Here is a 13,181-nt window from a genome sequence, read left to right as displayed (position 1 = left end):
TTCAATTATTTACTTAATTGCAATAATTACAATCTGAGGATTTGGAAGCGGCATTTTGATTTTCCTGTTCTGGAAATTAGTCCTTGTGATCTCTGTCACTCTGATGACCAATCTATCCCCAGCTTTTGCAGTTTCAGCCAAATTTCTAATCCCAACAGTTTCTCCTGCTATATTTACAGAACCCCTTGGCACTTCACTTCTAATCAAAGTTATCTCTCCACCTGTCACTTCAAATTTTGCGTCTCTAGCCATTGTTCTTGCGAAAGTTGGTTCTGCTACAGCTTTTATCATAATTGACTGAAGAGGAGAAACACCCTGAGCCAAATCAATTGGACCTTGAGCTGTAGATGGAACTATCGTAGGCAAAGGAACCGGCTTGATGTCATATGATACATCATCAATTTTGTTTCCTCCACTACTAACACCAATGACTGTCTTTCCGGAAGCCCCAGGAATAATCGTCACTTGCCCGGGTCTTGATCCCGCAATCGCAGTACCATTTGATACTGAGAATGAAGGTGAATAACTATTGCCCAAAGCTGGTACATCTATAAACAAATCATTGGCACAATCTGCATACAGCTGATTAACAACTTCAGAAGTTACTTTAACGACTGGTTGAGCCACAAAGTATTCATACTCTATATCAAAGGTTTGGTCTTCGCCACCAACATTGGTTTTGATCTCTCCTTTAATTACCCTTCTTGACAATCCTCTGTCGTCATACTGTCCAGGAGTAGCTGTAAACTCAATCTTACCAAATCCATTTTCTACAGGAACAGTTTTTCCATCATAGGTCATTTGGGGAACATCAGAAGAAGAGCTGGATGCCAAGAACATATCTGCTTCAAATTTTGTCCCCGCTGCTACTACATTGGACTTCGCAGCGATTTTTGCATTTATGATATCTGCTTTATAAAAGAAAGAACCAATAGTGCTTGTGATGGCTGCCAAAGATTCACTTTCTACATTCAAAACTTCATTTTGAAATTGGGAAATCAATGTCAAAACTGCTCCAATAGGAGATTTTACAAATGTTAAATTGACGAAATCCTTGCTTCTTACATCTGGATCATTTTTGAAGAGATCTATCTGGTCTGCATCCTTCGCTATCGGTTGAAATGACATTTCAATACCAATCTCACGCAACAATGCCGAAACTTCTTCAGGATACTTATTCAAAATTTCCTGCATTTCATACCCCTTACGGTTGTTGTTGAAGATATTCCCTGGAACATCTACATTTTTTAGTGCAGAAGTCTTGAATTGACCCTGATCGTCTTTTGCATTCGAAACAGTGATCAATTCTTCTTTCATTGACTCAAGATAATTGAATACCTCAGCTGTCTTTTTTCTTAAATCTTGGGCAACTTTAACTTTCGGAATATCTTTTTCATTGTTACCTTGTTGCTCTACCGTTCCTGCTATGGATTGAACTGCAAATTCATTTTTCAGAATGTAATTCTTGGAAGTTCTTTCCAATCCATCATTGATCAATACAAACTTTTGAAGGATTTGATTACTTACCTGAAGTGCCAACAAAGCTGTCAGCACAAGGTACATCATTCCAATCATCCGCTGTCTTGGTGTTTCTTTTCCGCCAGCCATACTATTTCTCTAAAAGGTTAAACATACTTTATTATTCAATAAGGCTTAACCTTTCATGGCTGATAACATACCACCATATATTTTATTCAAAGAACTAACATTCGCATTCAATTTTGCCAATTCATTTTTGAAAGCTTCAGTTTCTTTTCCTGCTTCATTCAATCCTTCCAAGGCAGATGTCATGTTAGAATAGAATTTATTTAATGTCTTCACATGCGAATTGGCATCTTGAAGTTCCATTTCGTAAACATTATTCAATGCTGACAGATTTTTGGTAACTGTGACTACCTGATTATGATATTCTTTTGCATCAGCAGAAGCATTAGACATTTCTGTCAAAGCAGCAGCAGTTTTACCGTAAGACTGGTTTATATCTACCAAAGTCTTAGAAGCTGACTTTACATTTTCTGCATATTCATTTGTTGCTACAGCTGCATCTGACAATTTACCCATTTTCTCAGCAGAAGAAGCAAGATTTTGCATTCCCTTACCAAGACTTTCGATCAAGTCAGGTCCTATTTTGGCATTTGCAAGCATTTCATCTAATTGTTGTGTCGCACTAGGTCCAGAGGCAGCTACTTTAGCAGCAGCTCTTCTCTCGGCAGGCGTATCACCAGCCAACTCTGGATATACTTTAGTCCAATCTAATTCTTCATGTGTAGGCTCGAATGCTGATAAAAAGAAGATTACAGCTTCTGTGGATAGACCAACACCAATCATTAAACTAGCGAAAGGCCAATCCAAAATTTTAAACATAGCCCCAAGAATTACTACGGCTGCTCCGATACCGTAAATCTTTGGCATAATAGAGCCATAAAATTTGTACTTAAATGATTGCTTATTCTTTTCCATTGTAAATAAAGTGTCTTAAAGGGTGTTTGAGTTTTGATCTAGAGTTTGTTTATCGCTGTCTTCTTCTATTGTTTCCCACATCCATTGATCCAGATCTACCCATAAATGTCATGGTTGTTCTGAAGCCTATGTGAGCTGTTTTCACATCTTGAAATTCATATGTTCTTGTACTTGTCTCCAAATAATGTGCAATATCTTTCCAAGATCCACCACGAACTACTTTCCTCATTTCTCCTTCTTTGGTAAACTTCGGATCCAAATCCCAAGTCAAAGCTGTACCAACTTCACTGAAGTCATCTAAAACCCACTCCGAAACATTCCCTGCCATATTGTACAATCCAAATCCATTTGGGGCATATACATCTACTGGTGCAGTATAGGAGAATCCATCATCAATGTAATTACCTCTTCCTGGTTTGAAATTTGCCATTAGACAACCTCTCTTATTTTTCAAATAAGGGCCACCCCATGGGTATTTAGCTATATCCTTTCCTCCTTTGGCTGCATACTCCCATTCAGCTTCAGTAGGCAATCTAAATGGAGGCATATCAAATTCAGATTTGTCATTGGCATTCATATGGTATGTTCTCCAAGAGCAATACATATTAGCTTGCTCCCAACTTACACCTACTACTGGATAATTGTCAAATGCAGGATGATCAAAATAAAATTCCATCAAAGGATCTCCATAATGATAAGAAAAACTAGAAGACCATACAGTAGTATCCGGAAGAACTTCATCTAAATTGAACTGTGGGGGATCTTTTAAAGTGGTTGGAGTAGAGTAGGAATACTCTCCCAACCTTACAGCTTCAATAAATTGTCTGTATTTATTGTTCGAAACTTCATACTTGTCCATATAAAACTCCGAAATAGTCACCTGTCTATTGAATGCAGACTGGGTTGAGGCGATATCTTCATCAGCTTGCCCCATCCAAAATGTACCTGCTTTCACCGCGACCATATCTACGGGAAGGTTTTGTTGCCAGCCCACCCGTTTAGCTACTCCAGTGACTTCTCCTCTCCTGTTGTCTTTTTCACTTGCGGATCCCTTCTTTCCAAAAAGACCACAACCCTGCATGAACGAAGCTACTAAAACCATCGCTATCAGAGGGAAATACCTTGAAATCATTTTTTTATACATCAATGACACTAATTAAGTTATGTAAATAACTGTTAAATTTCTCTACCAACGAAAGCGAAATTTAAACGAAAATCTGAGAAAATTACTAATCAATCCCGAAATTTTATTCATTTATTTTAGAACCTATACCTAGGTGTTCGCTGGATAACTCTTTGGAACTCCCTTGATATTTGAGGAAGATTGTAAGTCAGCATAAATTCGTGGCTGGTAGGAGACTTGGCTTCAACACCACCAACTACTAGATCAAAAGCATAACCTATCCGTAATGAATTGTCTTTTAATAAACTATACCCTAATATAAGAGAAACCGATTCTTCTCCCCGATAAGCGATACCTCCGCTAATTTTCTGATTATGTGTGGCTATAACGCTCAAATCATACGAGAAATTATTGAAAGAAACTGTTTTTAATAGAAAACTTGGTTCTATTGTCAGAAAAGCAAATGTCCTAATCCTATAACCAGCATTCAGATAAGAATGATTTTTTAATTGATTTTCAATTGAACCATCCCCAAAATCAAATCCTGGCTCATTGAGATGCTTCGTACTTGCACCAACGTAAAAGTTTCCTCTATCGTATATTGCCCCCAATCCATAATTGACATTCATCTGGGTTTCATTTCCTGTAGCGGGTACATTCGGATCTGGATTGACAAGGCTTAATTCATCATAATTGATCGTGCTCGAATAAATCCCACCTGATAACCCTATACTTAAAACTCCCCTTCTCAACCTCTTGTGATATCCAACTGATAAATTCACTTCCTGATTGGTTGTTGGACCAATGTTGTCGTTAACAAATGTCAGGCCATAACCTAGATTGAGATTATCCAATGAACCTGAAGCTGTTAAAAGTTGAGTGATTGGAGCAGTCCCATTCGAGCCTGAATAGTTTGCCCACTGTGTTCTGTGCAATGCCGAAAAGTTATAGCCCTTCTCTTTGCCAGCAAAAGCTGGATTATAAAAGAGTCCGTTGTACATATATTGAGTGAACTGCGCATCTTGCTGCGAAAACGCACTGTTAGCGAATAGAATCGTTAACAACAAAATGGGTAAAAATCTAAGTGAGGGGGTTTTCAGCTTATCCATGTATCAAAAGATTTTATCTTTTCAGAACCTATTCTACACAATTAAACTGAAAAACCCCACAAAAGATTGAAAAGATGTCATAAATTATTTGCCTTTTTTATATAAAGCTCCAATGCTCCTGTCATACTAGGTGCATTAGGCATAGGTGCTTCTATGTCCAACAATAAATTTTCTTCCCTTACCGCTTCTGCTGTAGTCGGCCCAAATGCTGCTATTCTAGTATTATTTTGCTTGAAATCAGGAAAATTTGTCATCAAAGATTTGATTCCTGATGGACTGAAAAATGCCAGAACATCATATTTTATATCTCGTAAGTCTGATAAATCTGCCGCAACTGTATGATAAATTATAGCCTCTGTAAACTCAATGTTACTTTTGGCCATGTAAGTCGGGATTTCATCTTTTCTGATATCCGAGCAGGGGAAAAGATATTTTTCAGACTTATGCTTTTTGAAGTAATCAAATAAATCGGATGCGGTCTTTTGTCCTACAAACAACTTTCTCTTCCTTATTACAATGTATTTTTGAAGGTAGTGAGCTGTTTGATCTGAAATACAGAAATATTTCATATCTGCTGGCATCTCGATTTTCAATTCTTTACAGATAGTAAAGAAATGGTCTATCGCATTTCTGCTTGTAAAGATGACCGCTGTATGTTTGAGAATATCAATTTTTTGCTTCCTAAAATCCTTTATAGAAACAGGCTCAACTTGGATGAATGGCCTGAAATCAATTTTTAGATTATACTTTTCAGCCAACTGAAAATAAGGTGACTTATCATCGCTGGGTTTAGGTTGTGAAACTAATATGCTTTTAACTGGGTGGAATCTGTCTTTAGTAGATTTACTCATAGTGTATCGCTTATTCTTATTTTTAACCTTTTTTTGAAACTTGCTAACCTATGATAAGTTTTGAAATTATCAAAAAGGGCACTAGTTCCGCGGTGCAAATGTAAGCAAATAAATGGTAATTATTAAAAGCAACTCGATTCATCATTATAAACATTAAAAGACCTACCCCTAATAAATAGATCCAAAAAACTGCCAAGGATGCAATTTTTACAACATTTCCCAATACCTCGGGGCTATTCAACGCAAAATAAGATATCACAATGGCAAAAAGAACGGCCAAAACCGATACTACTCTCAACAAATAGAAAAAATGAGAAAATTCATTCTTCCCAAGTTCGTAGATAATTGACATGAATTTGATAAAAAGAAACTTTGCCATGGTCAGTCCAAAAAGTATCAATGTAGCAAATAACCAATAAAGAAATAGCTCATTGACGCCTCCTTGCACAAACCTATTCAAATTATCAAAGCCCACTTCCCGAACTCCAACCATTGCCACCAATGCCAACAATAAATTCACAATAATAATGTAGAATATTATATCAAGCGAAAAGAATTTCTGAATGGAGTTGGATTCTGAAAAATCTTCTGCCGAAAAAATCCCCTGCGGATTGATAATGTAATTCAAAACCAGAGGATAGATAACTTTATAAATAGCTATCAAAAAAAAGATGCCAAACAGCGATAGAAAGAAAAAATCATAAAAGTTATCTGTCTTTCTTACTTCAAAATTTTGTTCTGAATTACCCTCGACCGTTTGCAATTTCTCTCCCTGATCAAAGTACCCTTTTTTCACAGATACTTCAGAGGTCATAATTCCTTTTTTCAAAACCGAAAAATCTATAGAAGACAAATCATTGGTGTTAATCTTTGACTTGAGTTCTTTAGTGGAAATCTGAAAAACCGTATCACTTTGGCTATAAAACCAAAGTACCTGACCCAAGAATGTTGTAGCTCCGGCAGGAACCTCAATTAAAAAATCAGACTCGGCGAAATTTTCCAAATCAAGCTCAACCTTTACTATCTCTGAAGTCTGAAACCATCCCGATTGCTTAACATATTCCAGCTCCCTATCATAATTATCAATTACCTGTGCGGTCAATGGTGCCTGGATCATCAAACAACAAATCAAAATAAACACAAGCGTTTTTATTTTATTCATACTATTAAAATCTTCCCGTGTAGCCAAAATGAATCTTGGATTGGTTAAGTGCAAATTCTTGGCCATTGGACCTACCCAGTGCATAGATAAAATTGAAAATCCCACTATTGGTCTCTAAACTAAATCCCAGCCCTGTTGAAAATATGTAGTCGGTATTCAAACCTTGAACACTATTCTCCAGCCTGCCAGCATCTGCAAAAATCATAAAATAAGAATAGGTATCAAAATAGAATCTTGGCTCTAAAGTAAAATATGCGTAATTATTCGCAAAAAAGAAATTTTCATTAAAACCTCTTATCGTTTTCAACCCTCCTAGCCTGTACAAATCATTGCCTAACAAGTTGTCATTTACAAGTATTCCTCCTGCCAATTTGGTCATCAAACCCCAATTTGAATTAAAATAAAAATGCTTTGTGCTTTCTCCTTTCACATAAAATTGGATTGATTTCATATCAAGTCCTTCATATACTGCTTCAGGAAGACCTGTATTTCTTAATATTTCTTTATTTCCAATGGCAAATTCAATTTGTCCATAAAATCCCCTCCTAGGTAAAAATAAGTCATCCAGTATGTTCAACTCATATTCTACTCCATAATTGTTATATCTAAAATCAGCAAATTCTGGCAAAGTTTGTGCCTCTTGCAAGCCAGCTGTAGCTAACAAATCACCTGCTTGCCTACTTCCAAAAAACTTGATGTAATTATCTGTCTTGAATCTATATCCAAATTCCAATCTGAAATCCCTGTTGAGAAATGTAGTGTCTTCTTTCAAAAGTGAAAAAGTAGCTCCTATATCTATCATAGACCCCAAAACCAGCGGCTCTACTGCTTCTATCCTCAAATTTTGGGAATATTGACTGAGACGTTGCCAATTCAGCTTGTAGTTTCTGCCTTTTCCCCACACATTATATAAACTAAGATCGAACTGTCCGGTAATCAATAGTTTATTTTCCTCAAATTCATTGGGTAAAAAACCAATAATCCCGTCCAAGGTGTTTATTTTCCTGTCATTTATTGGCAAATAGAAAGTGGCTTCTTCATTTTGAAAACTGATTTGGGGTTCCCCTGACCACCTTAAATATGGCAAATTTTTGATTTGCCGAACAGCCTGCTCTACTTTTTTTTGAGAAAATGGCTCTCCTGGCATGATCTGAAGATATTTTGCCAGATACATCCTTTTGGTTTTTGAGTTGCCAGAGATCTCCAAGGTGTCAAAAGAAATAAAAGGGCCAAGATTTAGATTTAAAGCACCAGAAAAACCATCTTCAGTTCTTTCCATACTATCTAATTTAATAGCTGCAAAAGGAAACCCCTCATTCTCAGATTGATTCAAAACCTTTTCAAATAGGTCAGCTACTTGCTGATATTGGAATGACTTTTTCCGAAATCTGTTTTGATCAAATCCAGAATTCAACAACAAAACAGGGTCAACATTACCTGGCCTCAACTCAACCCAATTAAATTTGATGCCGGTGGCAATAGCCATAAAAAGTGTATCCCCCCTAATTTCCCTCTTAAACTCGGTGGCAGCCAAAAAACCTGATGCATACAGTTCATTGAAAACACTTCTGATCCTGTTTGACCTCTCTATTGAATCTGAAAAAATCAGCGTCTCGGCCTTTACCAAGCCTCCATTGATTTCATACCGCAGATGTTTACTCGCTTGCCCCACAGCAAAGCGGGAGGCAAGACAAAAGAATAGAGCGATTATGAATATTGATTTTTTCAAAACTATAAATAAAGAAGCATCACGCAAATAGCTAATAATCTCCTTGGAAAAAGAGGGATAACCATCGTTTCCAAATGAGAAATCTGGGCTAAAAATAAGTTAGATTTTGATACTTCTTTGCATCCGATCTATCTTTGTGCCCTAAACTATCAGAATTGGCCGGTATATATATCCACATTCCATTTTGCAAGCAAGCATGTCACTATTGCGACTTCCATTTCTCGACCAATCTTGATTTGGCTGAAGCTATGGTCAGCATGATTTGCAAAGAATTAGTCCAAAGAAAAGAATATCTTCCTAAAGACTCGATAATCAATACTGTCTATTTTGGAGGTGGAACTCCTTCTTTGCTGAGCATCTCTCAGCTTGAGCGAATTTTAGAATCTGTTTACCAAAATTATTCCGTCGACCTTGAAGAGCTCACGATAGAAACTAATCCGGACGATTTGAAAAAGGAGAAATTGGGAAACCTTAAAAGTCTAGGGTTTGACAGGCTGAGTATTGGCATTCAAAGCTTCAATCCTGAAATTCTCAAATTTTACAATCGAGCACACAGTGCCGAAGAATCATACTTTGCTATAGATTTGGCAAAAAACTCAGGATTCGAAAAACTATCCATAGATCTCATTTATGGTTTTCCATATGAGGATCACTCGATTTGGAAAAAGGATCTAGATATCGCTATCAGCCAAGATCCTGGGCATATCAGTAGTTATTGTCTTACTGTAGAACCCAAGACCGCATTGGGTAATTGGGCGAAAAAAGGAAACTTCATTCCCGCATCCGAAGATTTTTCAGCCGAACAGTTCGAAATGCTTCAAGATTCTATGGAAAAGGCAAACTACATACAATATGAAATTTCGAATTTTGGGAAAATCAATCAATTTGCTGTCCATAATACCAATTACTGGAAAGGAATTCCCTATTTGGGAATTGGCCCAAGTGCCCACTCTTTCGACGGAAAAGAACGTGGATCAAACTTGGCAAACAATGCAAAGTACATCAGAAACATATCTAATGGAATCAATCCATTTGACGTCGAGCCGATGTCTGATGAAGACTTGATAAATGAATACATTTTGACATCACTCCGTACAATTTGGGGTACGGATATTAGCTTTGTAAACACAAGACTCAAAATGGATTTCGTTTTGCAAAAAAAGAGAATGTTGAAACAATTAGAGGATGAGAATTTGATAGAAATTCAGAACAACCACATTCTGTTAAGCAAGAAAGGAAAGCTTTTGGCAGATAGTATTGCAGCTTCTCTTTTTATCTAATAAATTACCTTACTTTTGAAATTGACATGGAGAAGTACAGAGATCACTCAAATAGGAAAAAAGAAGTTGCACCACTTCAAGAAGCTTTCGATGAATTGCTCAAAGCCTACAGGCTAAAGGATAAATTTGACGAAAGACTTCTGGTACAATCATGGCCAGAAATGATGGGAAATACTGTAGCGAGCAGGACTACTTCAGTTTATATCAAGGATAAAAAACTTTTTGTGAAAGTCACCTCTGGTGCAATCAAAAAAGAAATGTCTATGAATCGTACCAAAGTGTTGGAGATTGTAGAACAAAAATTTGGGAAAGGGATTATTACTGAGATTGTGTTTTTGTAAGTTCTTTTTAAAGCTATTCTTTGAACTTCTCAATCCAATCTTTTGAAAATTTAATAAAATCTCCTATTGGCATTTATTCGATTTCTTGTAAACTGTAGGTAAGAGAAAGATTGGTCTGCAAATCATCCAAATCAGATTGAAAGCATTCCAAATAAGATTTTTGACTTATGATTGAAGTATAGCTGAAAGCATCTTAAAATAAAATGCTTTCAGCTATAAAAAAACAATTCAAAATCAATCCTGTGCCCCAAAAACTCTTCTCATCAATGCGGAGGTTCTTGCCAATGGATCTTTCCGGATATTTTGTTCCTCTTCTGCGATCAATTTGAAAAGTCCGTCAATGGCCCGATTGGTAACATAAGCATTTAGGTCTGGGTCTATTTTTCTATTTGTAAGCGGTATAGCGTTATAGGTAGTGGCTATATCACTATAATACTTGGTGGCTTCGACCTCATTGAGTGATTCTTGTATCCTTGGCTGAAATAACTCAACCAGCTGTGTCTCAGTAGTCCTTCTCAAAAACTGAGTCGCTGCATCAGGTTCTCCTTTGAGTATATTGAATGCATCTTGAATTGTCAGTTGTCTGATGGCACTGATAAATATTGGTTTGGCTTCGATTGCTGCTTTTTCTGCACCTCTATTGATTGCCAGCAAAGCCCTGTCCACTTCCGATCCAAGACCAATCTGCCTCAAGGTAGATTCTACTCTACGTGCATCTTCAGGAAGAAGAATTTTTATCATTTCATTCTTGAAAAATCCGTCAGTGACCGATGCTTTGTCGGCGCCTTTGCTGATTCCTTGGACCAAAGCTTCTTTCAAACCACTCGAAACTTCACTTTGTGTCAATGGTCCCTGAGCACCTGCCGATTCAAGAAATTTATTGATGTCCGCTGCAGTACACGAGGCCAATACTAAAATCAAGAAAATTGAAAAACTAAATAATCTACTCATAATTAATTTTTAAAATTTTAACATTTATTTATACTTATTCAGGTAAGCTGTTTCATGAAAATTAAGTTAGTTTGTGTATAATTGTAGTCTTCTACACAAAATGTTCAAGTTACCAAACCTAAATATCGGCAAGATAAGTCTTTTGGTTGCCATAATGACTTGGTTATCCTTACTTTTTGTAGATATTACTAGGCTATTTGGCAAACTTAATCAAATGGATTCGGACACCGCTCCGGAAATCTCCTATATTCTGGAGATCATATTTTTCATTGTAGTTTATGTTTATTTCAACCATTCCATCAATAATAGTAAAAAAAACAATTTTATTGATCTTATTTGGAGAGCTGCAATTACAGGAATTGTAGCTACCGTAATTTCAATTTTCATCTCCATTTTCTACTACTCGCTCGGTGAAAGCAGGTTAGCCTCAGACCCCTTGCTTAGAAATGTCTTTTATCATATCGATTTTGGTTTCGCTACTGTTTTTCTGGTTTCATGTACGTTGCTTTGGAAGCATTTGATTCTATATCAAAAAACAAAAAAAGTGGTCCAGCAATGGCAAGCATTTGAAGTTGGACTACTTATTAGTATGTTTTTTGTGTTTTTCAATAATAACACACTTGATTATAGCTTCCTATTTGGACTATCAGTCCTTGTATTGTTTGGTGCTTCTTTAGCCGTCAATTTAAAATGGATCCCATATTTGACATTCAAAGAAAAATGGAAGTCAATTCTTTTTATGCTCTTAATTCAATTTTCAGCTGCATATTTATTCATCCAAATCCTGACATATAGTCAAGGCAACACACTCTACCTTAATCTGACTGATAATCTTTTTCTACTTTCATTGTTTGCTTTTGTATTTATTTATGCCGTATTCAGTTTTTTGGTTACACTGTTTAACCTACCGACATCTTCAGTTTTTGAACAAAAGCTTGTCGAGGCAATAAATTTTCAAAGATTGAGCCAATCAATCAAGCCTGGGGAAAATGAAAATCAAGTTTTGGACATTCTTATGGACTCTTGTATGAGTGCAGCTTACGTCGATGCTGCTTGGCTAGAATTAAAAATAAATGAAGATGATTGTAAAGTGATCCATCAGCGATATGTTACTAATAGTGAGCGAAAGGATTTGCAAAACCTGATTAACTCCACCAGACCGTTTTCGGAATTTTCTTGGCAAGAAAAAAACAATGATTCAAAAATTTTGTCCGGAAAAATCCAAGATCTCAAATACAAATCTGTCACGATCACTCCTTTGGTGATCAATAAACAGACCGTGGGAAGAGTTATTCTACTGAAAGAGGTGAAAGATGGATTCAATAAAGAGATGATGAATATCATTTCCACCTTTGTGGGACAAGCCTGTATTTCTGTAGAAAATTATAGACTATTGAATGAAGCGCTGAAAAACGAACGCTACAAAGAAGAACTTCTTATCGCGCAGCGCGTACAGAGGAGTCTGCTTCCATCTACCTTGCATCATGATGAGACATTCGAAATCCATGGGTTTTCGGAAGCCGCAGATGAAGTTGGAGGAGATTATTATGAAACACAAATACTCGGTGATAATGAGTTTGCTGTGATAATCGGGGACGTCTCCGGCAAGGGAACCTCAGCGGCTTTCAACATGTCTCAGATGAAAGGCATATTCCACAGCCTAGTACAACTTAACCCTACTCCAAAGGAGTTTTTGATCAAGGCAAACAAAGCGCTCAGTCACTGTTTGGAAAAGAACCATTTTATTACCACAGCTTACTACATCATCAATACCAAAGAGAGAAAGATCCACTATTCAAGAGCAGGGCATTGTCCTACCTTACACTATGATTCGACCTCGGAAAGCTGTGAATATCTAAGTATTGACGGTATGGGATTGGGGATTTTGAGAAATCAACTTTATGAAAAGTATGTATACGAAAAAGAACTTTTTCTGAATAAAAACGATATTTTGGTTCTATTCACAGATGGGATTGTGGAAGCGAAAAATGAGAATTCTGAGGAATTCGGATATGAAAGGTTAAAAAAAGTACTCTGCAAATTCCATCATTTAAGTGCTGAGGAAATTCAACAAAAGATCATAGATCAAGTTTATGAATTTATAGGATTGTCAACCCTTCCGGATGACGACTACTCAATTCTTGTAATCAAATTTATTAAATAACCCCTAGACAT

General features: G+C 36.6%; 11 protein-coding genes. 3 read left to right on the top strand and 8 right to left on the bottom strand.

Features of this window, described 5'->3' with window-relative positions; genetic code table 11:
- Positions 1-9: 9 nt before the first annotated feature.
- The 7 genes from porM to MM236_RS10905 form a co-directional block, all read right to left on the bottom strand.
- On the bottom strand, positions 10-1,608 hold the full coding sequence (porM, locus tag MM236_RS10935) for a type IX secretion system motor protein PorM/GldM (RefSeq protein WP_241275022.1): 1,599 nt from the start codon (positions 1,606-1,608) through the stop codon (positions 10-12).
- A gap of 45 nt (positions 1,609-1,653) precedes the next feature.
- Positions 1,654-2,460, bottom strand: coding sequence for a type IX secretion system motor protein PorL/GldL (gene porL, locus MM236_RS10930; protein ID WP_241275021.1), 807 nt, complete (start codon positions 2,458-2,460; stop codon positions 1,654-1,656).
- A 49-nt stretch (positions 2,461-2,509) separates the two neighbouring features.
- Positions 2,510-3,604 (bottom strand): T9SS ring complex lipoprotein PorK/GldK, encoded by a 1,095-nt coding sequence (gene porK, locus MM236_RS10925; RefSeq protein ID WP_241275020.1) that lies wholly within the window; start codon positions 3,602-3,604, stop codon positions 2,510-2,512.
- A 116-nt stretch (positions 3,605-3,720) separates the two neighbouring features.
- A complete protein-coding gene (locus MM236_RS10920) occupies positions 3,721-4,692 on the bottom strand; it encodes a PorP/SprF family type IX secretion system membrane protein (protein ID WP_241275019.1) in 972 nt (323 codons plus the stop codon).
- Positions 4,693-4,769: 77 nt separating this feature from the next.
- The gene (locus MM236_RS10915; RefSeq protein ID WP_241275018.1) at positions 4,770-5,543 is read right to left on the bottom strand and encodes a uroporphyrinogen-III synthase; all 774 of its coding nucleotides are present in this window, start codon (positions 5,541-5,543) and stop codon (positions 4,770-4,772) included.
- A 43-nt stretch (positions 5,544-5,586) separates the two neighbouring features.
- Positions 5,587-6,705 (bottom strand): DUF4271 domain-containing protein, encoded by a 1,119-nt coding sequence (locus MM236_RS10910; RefSeq protein WP_241275017.1) that lies wholly within the window; start codon positions 6,703-6,705, stop codon positions 5,587-5,589.
- A 4-nt stretch (positions 6,706-6,709) separates the two neighbouring features.
- On the bottom strand, positions 6,710-8,434 hold the full coding sequence (locus MM236_RS10905) for a POTRA domain-containing protein (RefSeq protein WP_241275016.1): 1,725 nt from the start codon (positions 8,432-8,434) through the stop codon (positions 6,710-6,712).
- A gap of 155 nt (positions 8,435-8,589) precedes the next feature.
- Between MM236_RS10905 and hemW the strand changes: the two genes are divergently transcribed.
- Both hemW and MM236_RS10895 read left to right on the top strand, forming a co-directional pair.
- Complete coding sequence (gene hemW, locus MM236_RS10900; protein ID WP_241275015.1) at positions 8,590-9,714, top strand: radical SAM family heme chaperone HemW; 1,125 nt, start codon at positions 8,590-8,592, stop codon at positions 9,712-9,714.
- Positions 9,715-9,740: 26 nt separating this feature from the next.
- Positions 9,741-10,055, top strand: coding sequence for a DciA family protein (locus MM236_RS10895; protein ID WP_241275014.1), 315 nt, complete (start codon positions 9,741-9,743; stop codon positions 10,053-10,055).
- Between the two features lie 234 nt (positions 10,056-10,289).
- On the opposite strand, the gene MM236_RS10890 is transcribed toward MM236_RS10895, so the two are convergent.
- Entirely contained in the window at positions 10,290-11,006 is a 717-nt protein-coding gene (locus tag MM236_RS10890) for a DUF4197 domain-containing protein (protein ID WP_241275013.1), read from the bottom strand.
- A 100-nt stretch (positions 11,007-11,106) separates the two neighbouring features.
- On the opposite strand from MM236_RS10890, the gene MM236_RS10885 reads away from it, so the two are divergent.
- On the top strand, positions 11,107-13,170 hold the full coding sequence (locus tag MM236_RS10885; RefSeq protein ID WP_241275012.1) for a GAF domain-containing SpoIIE family protein phosphatase: 2,064 nt from the start codon (positions 11,107-11,109) through the stop codon (positions 13,168-13,170).
- The last annotated feature ends 11 nt before the right edge of the window (positions 13,171-13,181 follow it).

It is taken from the genome of Belliella calami, from assembly GCF_022549695.1.
Taxonomy (GTDB): Bacteria; Bacteroidota; Bacteroidia; order Cytophagales; family Cyclobacteriaceae; genus Belliella; species Belliella calami.
This window is presented reverse-complemented; position numbering and strand designations above follow the sequence as displayed.

What these genes read in the sequence shown, in the direction of transcription:
- porM (WP_241275022.1), bottom strand. Translation starts at nt 1,608, where the DNA reads ATGGCTGGCGGAAAAGAAACACCAAGACAGCGGATGATTGGAATGATG.
- porL (WP_241275021.1), bottom strand. Translation starts at nt 2,460, where the DNA reads ATGGAAAAGAATAAGCAATCATTTAAGTACAAATTTTATGGCTCTATT.
- porK (WP_241275020.1), bottom strand. Translation starts at nt 3,604, where the DNA reads ATGTATAAAAAAATGATTTCAAGGTATTTCCCTCTGATAGCGATGGTT.
- MM236_RS10920 (WP_241275019.1), bottom strand. Translation starts at nt 4,692, where the DNA reads ATGGATAAGCTGAAAACCCCCTCACTTAGATTTTTACCCATTTTGTTG.
- MM236_RS10915 (WP_241275018.1), bottom strand. Translation starts at nt 5,543, where the DNA reads ATGAGTAAATCTACTAAAGACAGATTCCACCCAGTTAAAAGCATATTA.
- MM236_RS10910 (WP_241275017.1), bottom strand. Translation starts at nt 6,705, where the DNA reads ATGAATAAAATAAAAACGCTTGTGTTTATTTTGATTTGTTGTTTGATG.
- MM236_RS10895 (WP_241275014.1), top strand. Translation starts at nt 9,741, where the DNA reads ATGGAGAAGTACAGAGATCACTCAAATAGGAAAAAAGAAGTTGCACCA.
- MM236_RS10890 (WP_241275013.1), bottom strand. Translation starts at nt 11,006, where the DNA reads ATGAGTAGATTATTTAGTTTTTCAATTTTCTTGATTTTAGTATTGGCC.
- MM236_RS10885 (WP_241275012.1), top strand. Translation starts at nt 11,107, where the DNA reads ATGTTCAAGTTACCAAACCTAAATATCGGCAAGATAAGTCTTTTGGTT.